This is a genomic window from Pseudomonas sp. KD5 (assembly GCF_012932895.1).
Lineage (GTDB): Bacteria > Pseudomonadota > Gammaproteobacteria > Pseudomonadales > Pseudomonadaceae > Aquipseudomonas.
On sequence record NZ_JDWJ01000005.1, the window covers coordinates 35396 to 51179 of the forward strand.

At 59.1% G+C, this 15784-nt stretch carries 13 protein-coding genes; 5 read left to right on the forward strand and 8 right to left on the reverse strand.

The annotated features are described in order from the left end of the window. Positions 1 to 11: 11 nt before the first annotated feature. The 5 genes from AF70_RS12260 to aceK all read right to left on the reverse strand — a co-directional run bounded on the left by AF70_RS12260 (position 12) and on the right by aceK (position 8194). Positions 12 to 248, reverse strand: coding sequence for an anti-sigma factor (locus AF70_RS12260; RefSeq protein WP_007934080.1), 237 nt, complete (start codon positions 246 to 248; stop codon positions 12 to 14). Beyond that, positions 242 to 853 carry an RNA polymerase sigma factor gene (locus AF70_RS12265; protein ID WP_019580791.1) on the reverse strand — a complete coding sequence of 204 codons (612 nt, stop codon included), beginning with the start codon at positions 851 to 853 and terminating at the stop codon, positions 242 to 244. Before AF70_RS12265 ends, AF70_RS12260 begins: the two co-directional genes overlap by 7 nt. A 155-nt stretch (positions 854 to 1008) precedes the next feature. Further along, entirely contained in the window at positions 1009 to 2130 is a 1122-nt protein-coding gene (locus tag AF70_RS12270; protein ID WP_028939357.1) for a beta-ketoacyl-ACP synthase III, read from the reverse strand. A gap of 197 nt (positions 2131 to 2327) precedes the next feature. Continuing rightward, positions 2328 to 6239 (reverse strand): ATP-dependent RNA helicase HrpA, encoded by a 3912-nt coding sequence (gene hrpA / locus AF70_RS12275; protein ID WP_028939356.1) that lies wholly within the window; start codon positions 6237 to 6239, stop codon positions 2328 to 2330. 233 nt (positions 6240 to 6472) lie between these two features. Continuing rightward, a complete protein-coding gene (gene aceK / locus AF70_RS12280) occupies positions 6473 to 8194 on the reverse strand; it encodes a bifunctional isocitrate dehydrogenase kinase/phosphatase (protein WP_028939355.1) in 1722 nt (573 codons plus the stop codon). Positions 8195 to 8372: 178 nt separating this feature from the next. Between aceK and AF70_RS12285 the strand changes: the two genes are divergently transcribed. Beyond that, positions 8373 to 9281 (forward strand): DMT family transporter, encoded by a 909-nt coding sequence (locus AF70_RS12285; protein ID WP_019648018.1) that lies wholly within the window; start codon positions 8373 to 8375, stop codon positions 9279 to 9281. Positions 9282 to 9347: 66 nt separating this feature from the next. Here AF70_RS12285 and AF70_RS12290 read toward each other — a convergent pair whose 3' ends face one another. Further along, a complete protein-coding gene (locus AF70_RS12290) occupies positions 9348 to 10211 on the reverse strand; it encodes a DMT family transporter (protein ID WP_028939354.1) in 864 nt (287 codons plus the stop codon). A 446-nt stretch (positions 10212 to 10657) separates the two neighbouring features. On the opposite strand from AF70_RS12290, the gene AF70_RS12295 reads away from it, so the two are divergent. Next, positions 10658 to 11203 (forward strand): hypothetical protein, encoded by a 546-nt coding sequence (locus AF70_RS12295; RefSeq protein WP_028939353.1) that lies wholly within the window; start codon positions 10658 to 10660, stop codon positions 11201 to 11203. 35 nt (positions 11204 to 11238) lie between these two features. Beyond that, positions 11239 to 11400, forward strand: a complete 162-nt coding sequence (locus AF70_RS12300; RefSeq protein WP_169342482.1) for a hypothetical protein — start codon at positions 11239 to 11241, stop codon at positions 11398 to 11400. 58 nt (positions 11401 to 11458) lie between these two features. Here AF70_RS12300 and AF70_RS12305 read toward each other — a convergent pair whose 3' ends face one another. Then, positions 11459 to 12397 (reverse strand): aspartyl/asparaginyl beta-hydroxylase domain-containing protein, encoded by a 939-nt coding sequence (locus AF70_RS12305; RefSeq protein ID WP_019648017.1) that lies wholly within the window; start codon positions 12395 to 12397, stop codon positions 11459 to 11461. A gap of 212 nt (positions 12398 to 12609) precedes the next feature. Then, positions 12610 to 13584, reverse strand: a complete 975-nt coding sequence (cysK, locus tag AF70_RS12310; protein WP_007934098.1) for a cysteine synthase A — start codon at positions 13582 to 13584, stop codon at positions 12610 to 12612. A gap of 126 nt (positions 13585 to 13710) precedes the next feature. Between cysK and AF70_RS12315 the strand changes: the two genes are divergently transcribed. Together AF70_RS12315 and AF70_RS12320 are read left to right on the forward strand one after the other, a co-directional pair. Then, on the forward strand, positions 13711 to 14787 hold the full coding sequence (locus tag AF70_RS12315; RefSeq protein ID WP_018926744.1) for a DUF748 domain-containing protein: 1077 nt from the start codon (positions 13711 to 13713) through the stop codon (positions 14785 to 14787). Positions 14788 to 14930: 143 nt separating this feature from the next. Then, complete coding sequence (locus AF70_RS12320; RefSeq protein WP_018926745.1) at positions 14931 to 15776, forward strand: MoxR family ATPase; 846 nt, start codon at positions 14931 to 14933, stop codon at positions 15774 to 15776. Positions 15777 to 15784 lie beyond the last annotated feature (8 nt).

Below are 15784 nucleotides of genomic sequence, written 5' to 3' on the forward strand. Positions count from 1 at the left end.
TGTGCTTTCCTTCAGGAACGATCTTTGCGCCGCTGCGCCGCCAGCCGCTCGGCCAGCGCCTCCACATCCTCGACCGGCTTCTGCGGCATCACCCGCAAGGTCGCCTGCATCAACCGCATCTGCCGAATGAAACGCCGACAATTGGGGCAAAACATCAAGTGATGCCGCATCATCAGACGCTCGCGAAAACTCAACTGGCCATCGAGATAATCACTGGAGCGCGCCACTTGTTCCTTACAGGTCAGCATTCGCCGGTTTCCTCAAAATGTTCTACGGTCGCAAAGACCTTCAACCGTGCCCGATGCAGCAGCACACGAACATTGGAGAGCGAGATTTCCAGAAGATTACAGATCTCCTCCAACTCCAGCCCCTGTCGCTCGCGCAACAGTAAAACACTGCTTTGCAGTTCCGACAGGCTGAGCAGCGTGTGCTCCAGGCATTCGCGCAGTTCGTTTTCAGTCAACAGCGCCTCTGGCGTGTCCTGATGCCAGGCAAACGGCGCCACCAGCCAATGACCGTCGCTCGATGAAAAACGATCATCATCGATCGTGCCATGGGGCGACGGCAGGTCATCGAGCAACACTTCCCGGCGGTTTTGCTTGTAGCGGCTCTTGGCCGAATTGGCGGTGATGGTCAGCAGCCAGGTCTTGAGACTCGAACGCCCCTCGAACCCGTTCAGGTTACGCACAACCGATAGCCAGGCATCCTGAACGATTTCGTCGGCATGCCGGTTGCCCACAATAGCGTAGGCCACCGCACGCATGGCGTTCTGATAGGTGCTGACCAACTCTTTGAAGGCCTTTTGTTCACCTGCCAGCAAGCGCTCAAGCAGTTGCGCGTCGTCAGCCGCCATTAACAACCCCCTTGTTCTGACCTCGAAAATGAAAACAGCAGGACTTCGCCTGTAGGCATCGTCCTGCTGGAATTTCCGAAAATTACAGCCTTCCGACTATTTCGAATGTAGGAAAAGTCATCACAAGCCAGAGGAAAGAACAACAACCCCTTCGATCAACGTTTGCGCAGAATCACGCTGCCAATCGAGTAACCAGCGCCGAACGAGCTGAGTACGGCCAGCGAACCGCTGACCAGATCGTCCTGATTCTTGTGGAACGAAATCACCGAACCGGCGGAGCTGGTGTTGGCGTAGGTGTCGAGAATCACCGGGGCTTCTGCTTCAGTGGCTTCGCGGCCCAGCAGCTTCTTGACGATCAGGTGGTTCATGCTGAGGTTGGCCTGGTGCAGCCAGAAACGCTTCACGTCGCTGACGTTGAGCTGGTTTTCTTCCAGGTGCGTGGCGATCAGCTCGGCAACCATAGGGCAGACATCGCGGAACACCTTGCGGCCTTCCTGGACGAACAGCTTGTCGGGGGCACCGATGCCCTCTTCCGCGGCGCGGTTGAGGAAGCCGAAGTTGTTGCGGATGTTGTTGGAGAATTTGGTCAGCAGTTTGGTGCTGACCACGTCGAACTGGTACTTGGAGGTCGCCAGATCGGCGCGCTCGATGATCACCGCAGTGGCGGCGTCGCCGAAGATGAAGTGGCTGTCGCGGTCACGGAAATTCAGGTGACCGGTGCACACTTCCGGATTGACCATCAGGATCGCCCGGGCCTGGCCCAGCTGCACGCTGTTGGCCGCGGCCTGGATGCCGAAGGTCGCCGAGGAACACGCCACGTTCATGTCGAAACCGAAACCCTGGATACCCAGCGCTTCCTGAACTTCGATGGCGATGGCCGGGTAGGCGCGTTGCAGGTTGGAGCAGGCGACGATCACACCGTCGATGTCACCGGCGGTTTTGCCGGCGCGCTGCAAGGCTTGCTCGGCCGCGCCAATGGCCATCTGGCACAGCACCGACCACTCGTCATTCGAGCGCTCGGGCAAGCGTGGCGTCATGCGTTGCGGGTCGAGGATGCCCTCTTTGTCCATGACAAAGCGGCTTTTGATACCGGAGGCTTTTTCGATAAACGCTGCGCTGGACTCGGTCAATGCCTGAATTTCGCCGCGCGCAATGGCTTCGGCATTGTCGGCGTTGAACTGCGCGACGTAAGCGTTGAAAGACTGCACCAGCTCTTCGTTGGAGATGCTGTTGGCCGGGGTGTACAGGCCGGTGCCGCTGATGACGACGTTATGCATGGTCGTTTCTCTAATCTGTTCAGGCAGAAAGCGCTGGCACCGACGTACCAACACACAAAGGGTCTATTCCAGGTTCCGAACGCAAACCTGGCATCGCTTTATTCCGATCCGCCCGGTCCCGTGGAGGCTGAAAAACGCGGGGCTGGCGTTTATAGGCGCGAAGTTTGCCATAAACGCTGGCTTTTGGCCCCTTTTTGCTACGCCTCGACCTGGCTCCATTGCTTGCTCAAGCGCTTGTCGGAGATCGGCACCTTGGTTCCCAATTGCTGTGCGAACAGCGAAACCCGGTATTCCTCCAGCCACCAGCGATAAAGCTCCAGCTGCGGATCGCGCTTGCCTTCCTGGGCGTGTTTGTTGGCGCGGGTCTGGTATTGGGTCCAGAGGCCAGACAATTCTCCGCTCCAGACCCGGTCCTTCTGCACCTGGGCACCGAGTTTCTCGAAACGCTGCTCGACTGCTTTCAGGTAACGCGGCAGTTCCTTGAGCCACGGCATCGGCGTTTCCCGCACGAACCCCGGGTACACCAGATGGCTGAGCTGCTGCTTGATGTCGTTCAAGGCCACGGCTTGCGCCAGGTCGATCTTGCCCTTGAAGCGTTTTTGCAGGCCGTGCCAGTGCTTGAGAATCTCCAGGGTCAGCCTGGCCAGACGCTCGGCGTGCTCGGTCCAGGCACCGCGTTTACGTTCGGCCAGGGACGCCAGTGCGGCGCCATCGCGTGGCAACGGGTCTTCGCCGTCGAGGATGCAACTGTCGAGACTGGCCAGCAGAATGTCTTCCACCAGGCTATCGATGCGCCCCAGCTCGCGGTACATCAGGCCCAACTCGGTCAGCCCCGGCAACTTGCCGCGCAAGAACTTCGCCGGCTCCGCCAGTTGTTGCATCAGCAAGCGCTGCAAGGCCCGGCGATGCTGGAACTCGGCTTCGGCCGGGGTCGAGAAGCGCCCCTCCTTCACCGTGCCGGCCTCTTCCACCAGCGCCGGATACACCGTCATCGACAGCCCGGCGATCTTCTGTTGGGTTTTCTCGGCGACGGCGGCAAAGACCTTCGCCTCCACCGGTTGCTGACTTTTCGCGGTTTGCGGCACGGCCAAGGCGGCCTGACTAGCCTCGGCAAAGCGCGCGGTCAACTCCGCCAGATCACGCCCTTCGCCAAGGAACTTGCCCTGGCCGTCGACGATTTCCAGGTTCATCCGCAAATGGCTTTCGACCTGCTGCGACGCTTCGGCCCAGGCCTCATCGCTGACCCGTGCCCCGGTCATACGCAGCAACTCGCGGCCCAGCGCCTGGGGCAACGAGCCCTCGCCAAAAGTCATGCGCTGCATCGCGGCTTTGACGAAATCCGGCACCGGCACGAAATTCTTGCGCAGGGCCTTGGGCAAGTTGCGCACCAGCGCAATGCACTTGGCCTCGATCACGCCCGGCACCAGCCATTCCAGACGTTCCGGCGGCAGCATCGGCAACAGCGGTGCGGGCACGCGCAAGGTCACGCCGTCACGCGGATGGTTGGGTTCGAAGTGATAACTCAGCGCCAGTTCCAAGTCGCCGATGTGCAGGGTGTCGGGGTAATGCGCAGCGGTGACTTCACTGGCTTCGCGGGCCAACACGTCCTCTTCGCGCATGATCAGCAGCTGCGGGTCTTTCTGGCTGTTGATCCGGTACCAACTGTCGAAGGTCGCGGTCTGGTGGATCTCCGCCGGCAGGCGCGCATCGTAGAAGGCGAACAGGGTTTCTTCGTCGGCCAGAATGTCCCGGCGACGCGCCTTGGCTTCCAGTTCGTCGAGCTGTTCCAGCAGTTGCTTGTTGGCCGTCAGGCACTTGGCTTTGGATTGAATCTCACCACGCACCAAGGCTTCGCGGATAAACAACTCGCGAGACACCACCGGGTCGACCGGGCCGTAATGCACCGGCCGGCGTCCGACTACGATCAGCCCGAACAAGGTGATTTGCTCGAAGGCCACGACCTGCCCACGCCTCTTCTCCCAATGGGGTTCGAAGTGATTTTTCTTGATCAGGTGCCCGGCTAGCGGCTCGATCCAGTCGGCGTCGATCTTGGCGACCATCCGCGCGTAAAGCTTGGTGGTTTCCACCAGTTCGGCGGTCATCAGCCATTGCGGGCGTTTCTTGCCCAGGCCCGACGACGGGTGAATCCAGAAGCGTCGCTGACGGGCGCCGAGGTAATCGCCGTCTTCGGTTTTCTGGCCGATCTGGCTGAGCAAACCCGAGAGCACGGCTTTGTGCAGCTTCGGGTAATCCGCCGGCTCTTTGTTGAGGCTCAGCTGCATGTCGCGGCAGATCAGGCTCAACTGGCGATGGGAATCGCGCCACTCGCGCAGGCGTAGGTAATTGAGGAAATTCTTGCGGCACCAGTTGCGCAGCGGACTGGCCGTCAGGGCTTGGCGTTGTTCTTCAAAACCTCGCCACAGATTGACCAGCCCGGCGAAGTCCGAGTCCACGTCTTTCCACTGGGCGTGGGCCTGATCGGCGGCTTGCTGACGCTCCGGCGGACGCTCGCGCGGGTCCTGGATCGACATGGCGCTGGCGACAATCAGCACTTCCTGCAAGCTGCCGAGTTTCGCCGCTTCCAGCAGCATCCGGCCCATGCGCGGGTCCACCGGCAACCGCGCCAGTTGCCGGCCGAGCGGCGTCAGTTGGCTGTTGCGGTCGACTGCCGAGAGTTCTTGCAGCAGGTTGAAACCGTCGCTGATGGCCTTGCCATCCGGCGGCTCGATAAACGGAAAATCGGTGATTTCACCGAGGCGCAGATGGAGCATCTGCAAAATCACCGCCGCGAGGTTGGTCCGCAGGATCTCCGGGTCGGTGAATTCCGGCCGACCGATGAAATCTTCTTCGCTGTACAAGCGCACGCAGATACCCGGCTCGACCCGCCCGCAGCGACCTTTACGCTGGTTGGCACTGGCCTGGGAAATCGCTTCGATCGGCAGGCGCTGGACCTTGGCGCGGTAACTGTAACGACTGATGCGCGCGGTGCCGCTGTCGATCACGTAACGAATGCCCGGCACCGTCAACGAGGTTTCCGCAACGTTGGTCGCCAGAACCACTCGACGCCCCGGATGCGACTGGAAAATCCGCTGCTGCTCGGCCGGTGACAGCCGCGCATACAACGGCAGAATCTCGGTGTGCTTGAGCTGTGCCTTGCGCAGCATGTCCGCCGCGTCGCGAATCTCGCGCTCGCCGGGCAGGAACACCAGCACGTCGCCGGGGCTCTTGCGTTCACTGCGTTCGAACGCGGCGATTTCGTCGAGGGTGGCGAGGATCGCCTGATCCACGGTCAGGTCATCCTCGACACGGTTGCCCTCCTCGTCCTGCTCCAGGGTCAGCGGGCGATACCAGGTTTCCACCGGGAAGGTGCGGCCGGAGACTTCGACAATCGGCGCGTCATCGAAGTGTTTGGAGAAACGCTCCAGGTCGATGGTGGCCGAGGTGATGATGACCTTAAGGTCCGGGCGACGGGGCAGCAGGGTTTTCAGGTAACCGAGCAGGAAGTCGATGTTCAGGCTGCGTTCGTGGGCTTCGTCGACGATGATCGTGTCGTAGCGTTCGAGGTAGCGGTCGTTCTGGGTTTCCGCCAGCAGGATGCCGTCGGTCATCAGTTTGATCAGGGTGTTGGCATCGCTCTGATCCTCGAACCGCACCTGATAGCCGACCAGCGCGCCCAACGGTGTCGCCAACTCTTCAGCGACCCGGCTCGCCACGCTGCGGGCGGCGATTCGACGCGGCTGGGTGTGGCCGATCAGGCCGTGCTGGCCGCGGCCGATTTCCAGGCAGATCTTCGGCAACTGGGTGGTTTTACCCGAACCGGTTTCGCCGGCAATGATCAGCACCTGATGCTTTTGCAGCGCCGCTTTGATTTCGTCGCGCTTGGCGGCGATCGGCAGGCTGTCGTCGTAACGAATCACCGGCAGGCTGGCGCGCCGCGCCAACACCTGATCACAGGACGCCTGTGTGCGCGTCACCCATTGGGCCAGCTTGGCCTCGTCAGGTTTTTTGCGCAGCTCAAGCAACTGCCGCCGCAGCCGGTGGCGGTCAGCGAGCATGGCGTGATCGAGGTTTTTCAGCAGTTTGTCGATGGAAGGCGATTCGTCAGTCATCAGGTACGCAAAAGTCGTCTAGTGGCGCAGGAGGCGGATTGTCGCAGATTTGGGCACATGACGACGAATGCAACCTGCTTTTGTGGCGAGGGGGCTTGCCCCCGTTCGGCTGCGGAGCAGCCGTAACCCGGCACTCGCGGTTTTTCTGAATCACCGCGCTGGCTGTTTTTTGGGGCGGCTTCGCCACCCAACGGGGGCAAGCCCCCTCGCCACAGTGTGTTCACTCAGGCGGTCTATTCGTTATCCAGGCCCTTACGCCGATACGGGAACACATCAATCACCTTCCCCGCCCGAATCGCTTCCTGCAGCCCCTTCCAGTAATCGGCGTTGTAAAGCTCGCCGTGCAACTGATCGAACAACTTTCGCTGCCCGGAATCGGCAAACAGGAACGGTGGAAACTCCTCGGGGAACACGTCCAGTGGCCCGATCGAATACCACGGTTCGGAGGCCATTTCGTCTTCCGGCGTGCGCGGTTGCGGGATGTGGCGGAAGTTGGCTTCGGTCAGGAAACAAATTTCGTCGTAGTCATAAAACACCACGCGACCGTGACGGGTGACGCCAAAGTTTTTCAGCAGCATGTCGCCGGGGAAAATGTTCGCCGCCGCCAGTTGCTTGATCGCCAGGCCATAATCTTCCAGCGCCTCGCGCACCTGCGCTTCGTTGGCGTGTTCCAGATAAAGGTTCAAGGGCGTCATCCGGCGTTCGGTCCAGCAGTGGCGGATCAACACCGTATCGCCTTCCACCGACACCGTGGACGGCGCCACTTCAAGCAGTTCTTCCAGGCATGCCGGCTCGAATTTGCTCAACGGGAAACGGAAGTCGGCGAACTCCTGGGTGTCGGCCATGCGCCCGACCCGGTCGACGCTTTTCACCAGCCGATACTTTTCGATCACCGTGGCGCGGTCGACGTTTTTCGACGGTGAGAAGCGGTCCTTGATGATTTTGAATACTGTGTTGAAGCCCGGCAGCGTAAACACGCTCATGACCATCCCGCGTACGCCGGGGGCCATGATGAACTGGTCGTCGGTGTTGGCCAGGTGATTGATCAGCGCCCGGTAGAACTCGGACTTGCCATGCTTGTAGAAGCCGATCGAGGTGTACAACTCGGCAATGTGTTTACCTGGCAGGATGCGTTTGAGAAAGCCAATGAATTCCGCCGGCACCGGCACATCGACCATGAAGTACGAACGGGTGAAGGAGAAGATGATCGACACCTCCGCCTCGTCGGTAATCAGCGCATCGATCTGGATGCCCCGGCCTTCGCGGTGCAGCAGCGGAATCACCAGTGGCCATTGATCGTCCTGGGTGAAGATGCGCCCCACCAGATAGGCGCCCTTGTTGCGGTAAAGCACCGAGGAAAACAGCTCGACACTCAGTTCCGGATCCTTGCAGACCCAGTCCGGCAGGTTCTCGCGCAGTTGCGCTTCGAGGCGGCGCAGGTCGCCGGGTAAATCGGCGTAGTCCTCGCTGAAGCGGAAGTCGGTAAAGATACTCGCGAGCATGCCGGACAACTGGCCATGGGGCTTGTAAGTACGGGTTTGCGCGGCCCGTGCACGGCGCAAGCTTGGCCGCGTGGTGTGGATGAACATGCAGCCGTCGCTGATCAGGTCATGGCTGAACAGCCCGCAGAAAATCGAGTTGTACCAGGTCTCGGACAGTTCATCGTCGAAGCGCAGGTCGATCAGGCTGATATAGGCGCTTTTGACCAACGGCCAGCTGCTGACGTCCATCAGCACATCGGCGGCGAACGACTGATGCAGGCGCCCGACCGTTTCGCCGACTTTCTCTTCGTAGAGGTTGATCCGCGCCGCCGACGCGACTTGCGTCGCCTGCCACTGGGCTTGCTCGAAGCGGGCTCGGGCACCGTCGGTGATCTGACGGAAATGCTCGCGGTAATCGTCAAAGCCATCGAGGATCATTCGGGCGATGTCGGCGGCTGGCCATTGCTGCGGCATGGTGGAACCTCTGCGGATATTCCGGAAGGCTGAGCTTATCCAGTGAACCGGGTGCAGGAAAAGCCTAATTTTCGAGCCAGACCCGCGCTGTCGCGACCGGCGAATTCAATGCTCGTTTTTCGGTTGCCATCGATAAGGCACTCGGCAACACTCTCGTCCCCATCAAGAGGAGTGCACCGTGAGCCCTGTCGATATTTTTCGTTTGCTGTCGTTGGCGGCTATCTGGGGTGCGAGCTTCCTGTTCATGCGCATTATCGCCCCAGTGATTGGCACAATCCCCACTGCCTTTTTCCGTGTATCGATTGCCGCTGTCGGGCTGCTGGTGATCGTCGGGCTGCTGCGTATCAGCTGGGATTTCAAAGGCAAACTCAAGACGGTGATGCTGCTCGGAGTAATCAACTCCGGGGTTCCGGCGACCCTTTATTCCGTAGCTGCCCAGGTGCTGCCGGCCGGTTACTCGGCCATTTTCAACGCCACCACGCCATTGATGGGCGTGTTGATCGGCGGGTTGTTCTTCAGTGAAAAACTCACCGGAGCGAAGGTCTGCGGGGTGTTTCTCGGACTGTTCGGCGTCGGCATCCTCACCCGTGCAGGTCCGGTGGCGTTCGATATGCAACTGCTGATGGGCGCACTGGCTTGTCTGATGGCCACCACCTGCTATGGCTTTGCCGGCTTCCTCGCCCGCCGCTGGCTCGACCAGGCCGGCGGCCTCGACAGTCGCCTGTCGGCCCTGGGCAGCATGCTCGGCGCCACCTTGTTTTTGCTGCCGCTGTTCGGCTACAGCGTGATCAGCCAGCCACCGGCGAGCTGGGGCGGCTGGAGTGTCTGGTTGTCGTTGCTGGGATTGGGTTTGGGCTGCACCGCGTTTGCCTACATCGTTTACTTCCGTTTGCTCAGCTCGATCGGCCCGGTGAAGTCGATGACCGTGACCTTCATGATCCCGCCGTTCGGGGTATTGTGGGGGGCGCTGTTGCTGGATGAGCCGCTGTCGATGGCGCACCTCTATGGCGGAGTGTTGATTGCGGCGGCGTTGTGGCTGGTGTTGAAGCCGGCCGTGGTGAAGCCGGTTGAGGTGGTTGCCCGATAAAACGCCTTCGCAGGCAAGTCGGATCACTTACAAGGCCCGGAGCTCATGCCCCGGGCCTTGTTTGTTTCAAGCAGTCTTACGGAATACAAACACCAGACCGACAATGATCAGCCCCATGCCCAGCAGGCTCAACGCCGCCAGCCGGTTGCCGAATATCAGGTAATCCATCACCGCAGTCACCGCCGGTACCAGATAAAACAGACTGGTGACATTCACCAAATTGCCCCGGGCAATCAGCCGATACAGCAGCAGCGTCGCCAGCACCGATACCACCAACCCCATCCACAACACCGGCACAATGAACCCTGTGCTGCGTTCGACGTGAAACGGCTGGAACGGCACAAACACCCCGCACAGCAACAGCCCGGCCAGGTACTGCACCGGCAGTGTGCCGAGGGGATTGTCGGTGATGCGTTTCTGCATGATCGAACCGAACGTCATGCTCGCCAGCGCCAACAGACCGCAGAGCATTCCGGCCATCGACATCCCGGCCAGCCCAATGCCCTGATAAACCACCATGATCAATCCGGCCAAGCCCAACGCCAGACCGAACATCCGGCTTATTGATCGGTGCCGCTCCATGATCACTACGGTGAGAATCGGTTGAACGCCCATGATGGTTGCCATCACGCCCGGTGTGACTTTGAGGTCGAGGGCCAGCAGATAGAAAATCTGATAAGCCCCCAGCAACACCACGCCCGTGGCCATCGCATACAACATCGGCTTGCCGCCCTTGGGCAGTTTCAGCTTGAGCAGCGGCACCAGCAGCACCAACCCGCACAGAGCGATGGCGAAGCGAATCAGCAGAAAGGCAAAGGGCGAGGCGTGGGCCAGCCCCCATTTGGAGAAAATCGCCCCGCTGCTCCACAGCAGAACGAACAGGCACGTGGACGTCGCCGCAAGCGCGGACTTTTTCGAAAGGACAAACATGAATACCACCTGTAGTCAGGCAAAAAGCCAACTCAGCCGAAGCTGAAATTCAGTAGTTTTTTCAGACGGGCACAGGAGAGCAGCGGAAAAAGCTGATCAGCCCGAAAAGCCAACGCCCGGCGGTGATACGACTGCGCACACCGGCGTGCTACTGACAGGTGGAGGGTAATGACTGATCTGCGCAGGCTGCTGATTCCCGCACGGCACGACGCCAGCGTTGACCGCTGAATCGACTACCGCGTTGATGAGGAAAGCTGGCATGGGCTGATCTTTTTTGATGGGTGGAACGGTGGCTCAGGAAACCACCGAGCGCCGACTATAACCAGCGCGTGACATGGATTGCAATGACTTGACCAAATGGCCAGTAACGACAGCCAGGGAAGCGCTACTTACTCTGGGCGAAAAGGAATCGCCCGCTATGGGGGACATGGAATGCAAGAGATCAAATGCCAAGGGAACGGACTCATCTTCGGTATCAGTTGTATCGGTCAAGGGCTAGAAAGCTGGCAAGCATTAATACTGCCCACCTGCAACATGAGCTGGAGCAGGCCGGCCCCACAGTCCTCGATCTATCCAGGGTACGCTTTGAAGCAATCAGCGCGCAGGCATTGAATGCTTTTGAGCGCTGGGACGATCCACACTTTTCATGGGGTGAGGTCGTTAGGTGGAAAGCGAGGGAACCCTTGGCTCTGGACCTCGCCATTTGGTTCGATGAAGTACTGTGCGGACTATGCTTTGCAAACCCAAACAACAGTCGGCAACGAATCCGTATCGTGCGATTGGAGGGATGTCCTGGTGGAGTCCATCCCCTGAAAAACCGTATTGCGCCATTGGCCATATTGGTCATCGAACAGTACGCCCAAATCATCGGCAGCAAGTTCATTGAGGTTCAGGAGCCGCTGAAGGGTGCAATTTCCATTTACCAACAACTCGGTTTTTACTTTGATGCTGAAGGCCGACTTGTCAAAGCACTGGAGAGCCTAGTATCGTGAAAACTGTTCAATTAATAACCAACGACGGAGGGAAGATGCGCAAAGTAATTAAAAAGTCCCCCACAAAGAAAAGCTCGCCCACAACAGAAAACAAGCCCATTGCTGTAGAGCTGACAGCCAGTCAACGGCACATTCTGCAGGTTATTGCGACGGGTACCGAAACCGAAGAGCCTAGCCTGCTCGCCGGGCGCCCCTAAAACTCACAGGCAAAAAAAACCGCTCCCAAAGAGCGGTTTTTTCATTCAATGATTGGCCTCAACCAAACAACCAATACCCCAACAACGTCAACACCACCACCGCCAGCACCGGTCGCAGCACGCGATAGGCCTTGGGGTTGCGGCGCTTCCACTGCTTGACCGCGCCGCTGAATTTGTCGCTGAAAGTCTTGCTCCAGGCATAAGCCTGGTTGATCCCGCCAACGCGCTCGTCGTCAAGGTTCTGCGGCGCAGTAGCACGCCCCAGCCAGCCGCTGATCCAGCGGTTGATGCGGGTCATCAGGCGGTTGCTCAAGGGGCGTTCGATGTCGCAGAACAGGATGACGCGGGTTTGCTCAGTTTCGTTCTTGACCCAGTGCACGTAGGTTTCATCGAACATCACGTCTTCGCCATCACGCCAGGCGTAGACCTGACCGTCGACGAAGATGCGGCAATCGTCGGAGTTCGGCGTCGATAACCCCAGGTGATAACGCAGGGAACCGGCGAACGGGTCACGATGCGGATTGAGGTGACTGCCACCGGGCAATAGCGCAAACATGGCGCCTTTGACATTCGGGATTCCGCTGACCAAAGCCACGGTTTTCGGGCACAAGGCTTCAGCCGACGGCAGCGGTTTGTCGTACCACTTGAGGTAGAAACGCTTCCAGCCCTTCTTGAAGAACGAACCGAAACCGGCGTCGTTGTTCTTTTCGGCGGCGCGAATGTAGCCCTCGTCGAACAGGTGCATGGCTTCGTCGCGGATAACTTCCCAGTTGTCCCTAAGCACGTCGAGCTCCGGGAACTTGCTGCGGTCCAGATAGGGCTTGGACGGCACACCGGAGAACAGGTACATCAAGGCGTTATAGGGCGCGAACAGGGCCGAGTGATTGACGAACTGACGCAGGACCGGCAAACGCGCCTTGCCACGCAAATGCACATAAAGCGTGCTGCCGAGAAACAGCAGCAACACCGACGCCTTCGCGACAAAGGAAAAGCTCATCTACGACTCCTTGAGAATAGGAAACTCCGCACAACGCCTTTTACCCGACGTGGCAGTCGGCCATGATAAACACTACCGGCCTCGGGAAAAACCCGTATTACTCAACATTCAGTGTTAAGGATTGTGCAATAAAGCACTTCTTAACATAGGGTTCCTGAACGGGGGCTGACCTGAATCAACCCCCTGATCGACTTCAAAACAGCCATAAAATCTTATTGCTGATTTTCCTGTTCGGTAAACAAGTCACTGAACAGCATGCTCGACAGGTAGCGTTCGCCGGAGTCGGGCAGAATTACCACGATGGTCTTGCCCTGCATTTCCGGGGTTTCGGCCAGGCGTACGGCTACCGCCATGGCGGCGCCGCAAGAGATGCCGCTCAAAATGCCCTCTTCCTGCATCAGACGAAGGGCCATCGCCTTGGATTCGTCGTCGCTGACCAATTCCACCCGATCAACCATCGACAAATCCAGGTTCTTCGGCACAAAACCAGCGCCGATGCCCTGGATCTTGTGCGGGCTCGGTTTGATCTCTTCCCCGGCGATCGCCTGGGTAATTACCGGCGACACCACCGGCTCCACCGCCACCGAGAGAATCGGTTTGCCCTGGGTATTCTTGATATACCGCGAAACTCCGGTAATGGTTCCACCCGTTCCGACGCCCGCCACCAGCACGTCGACCGCACCGTCGGTGTCGTTCCAGATTTCCGGGCCGGTGGTTTTTTCGTGGATGGCCGGGTTGGCCGGGTTTTCGAACTGCCCCGGCATGAAGTAGGTGGACGGATCACTGGCGAGGATTTCGGCGGCCTTCTCGATCGCGCCTTTCATGCCCTTGGCCGGCTCCGTCAACACCAGTTCGGCGCCAAGGGCCTTGAGCACCTTGCGTCGCTCGATGCTCATGGACGCGGGCATGGTCAACATCAACCGATAACCACGGGCGGCGGCAACGAATGCCAGGCCGATACCGGTATTGCCCGAGGTCGGTTCGATGATGGTCATGCCGGGCTTGAGTTTACCGCTGCTTTCAGCATCCCAGATCATGTTCGCGCCAATTCGGCACTTGACCGAATAACCAGGGTTGCGCCCTTCGATCTTGGCCAGAATGGTGACACCGCGCGGGGCGATACGGTTGATCTGCACCAGCGGCGTATTGCCGATGGAGTGGGCGTTGTCAGCATAGATACGGCTCATGGCTGGGTCCTTATACAGCGTTGAATTAGCCCACCAAGGTATGCCTGTTACTCGTGGTCGTCCAGTCAGTCGAACGTCCGGCTGCCACAGCAGTCAACCGCTTTACATCGCCAGAGATTTGCCGCCATGAAGCGTCGATACAGTTGGCCCCTGCTGACCCTCGCCGGCCTCCTCATGCTGCTGGTTGCCGTGCATATCGCCCTGCCCTACATCGTGCGTGACTACCTGAACGAGCGATTGGCCAACATGGGCGACTATCGCGGGCAGGTTACCGACGTGGATTTGGCCCTGTGGCGTGGCGCCTACAAAATCAACGGGTTGAAAATCGTCAAGGTCGAAGGCAAGGTCCCGGTGCCATTCGTCAACGCGCCATTGATCGACCTCTCCGTCAGCTGGCACTCGCTCTGGTACGACCACGCCGTGGTGGCCAAGGCGCAGTTCGACAAACCCGAGGTGAACTTCGTCGATGGCGGCGCCAACAAGAAAAACTCCCAGACCGGTCAGGGCACCGACTGGCGGGCACAGTTGGAAAAATTGCTGCCGATTACCCTGAACGAAGTGCGGATCAACGATGGCCGGGTCACCTTTCACAACTTCAATTCAAAACCACCCGTGAACCTGAGCGCTACTCAGGTCAATGCCAACATTTACAACCTGACCAACGTAGTCGACACCAAAGGCAAACGCGATGCCCGTTTCGATGGCAAGGCGCTGTTACCGGGGAATGCACCGCTGGAAACAACGGCAACCTTCGATCCGCTGAGCAATTTCGAAGACTTCGAGTTCCGCCTGCGCGCCAGGGACCTTGAACTCAAACGCCTGAACGACTTCGCGTCGGCCTACGGCAAGTTCGACTTCAATGCCGGCCATGGCGACGTGGTCATCGAGGCCAAAGCCAATAAGGGTCAACTCACCGGCTACATCAAGCCACTGTTGCGGGACGTCGAAGTGTTCAACTGGCAACAGGATGTGGAGAACAAGGACAAAGGGATTTTCCGCTCCATCTGGGAAGCGCTCGTCGGCGGCACCGAGAACGTGCTGAAGAACCAGGCGAAAAACCAGTTCGCCACGCGCGTCGAGCTCAGGGGCAGCGTGCACCAGCGAGATATCAGCGCATTTGAAGCGTTTTTGCAGATTTTGCGTAATGGCTTCATTGAGGCGTTCAATGCCCAGTACGAACGACCCAAACCGGATGCGGGATGAGTCACGAAGTGACGCCCCATTCAGAGACTGAATAACCCGTCTGCGTTCACAGTCGACCGGGCTGCGCGTTATAGTCGGACACTACAACTATTGCGCCCCGCCCTGTTCCGCTCAGGTCGGCGTTACCGTTCGAGGATTAGCAGATGAAGTTCGAAGGCACCCAGGCCTACGTCGCCACCGATGACCTGAAGCTGGCTGTCAACGCCGCCATCACCCTGGAGCGGCCACTGCTGGTCAAGGGCGAGCCAGGCACCGGCAAGACCATGCTCGCCGAGCAACTGGCCGAGTCCTTCGGCGCCAAGTTGATCACCTGGCACATCAAGTCCACCACCAAGGCGCATCAAGGCCTGTACGAGTACGACGCGGTCAGCCGCCTGCGGGATTCGCAACTGGGCGTGGACAAGGTTCACGACGTCCGCAACTACCTGAAAAAGGGCAAGCTCTGGGAGGCGTTCGAGTCCGAAGAGCGGGTGATTCTGCTGATCGACGAAATCGACAAGGCCGACATCGAGTTCCCCAACGACTTGCTGCAAGAACTCGACAGGATGGAGTTCTACGTTTACGAGATCGACGAGACCATCAAGGCCAAGAAGCGCCCGATCATCATCATTACCTCCAACAACGAGAAAGAGCTGCCGGACGCCTTCCTGCGCCGCTGCTTCTTCCATTACATCGCCTTCCCGGATCGCGTGACGCTGCAGAAGATCGTCGACGTGCACTACCCGGACATCAAGAAAGACCTGGTCAGCGAAGCGCTGGACGTGTTCTTCGACGTGCGCAAGGTGCCGGGCCTGAAGAAGAAGCCCTCGACCTCCGAACTGGTGGACTGGCTGAAACTGCTGATGGCCGACAACATCGGCGAAGCGGTGCTGCGCGAACGCGATCCGACCAAGGCTATTCCGCCGCTGGCAGGCGCCTTGGTGAAGAACGAACAGGACGTGCAATTGCTTGAGCGTCTGGCGTTCATGAGTCGTCGCGGTACTCGATAAGGGCTAAC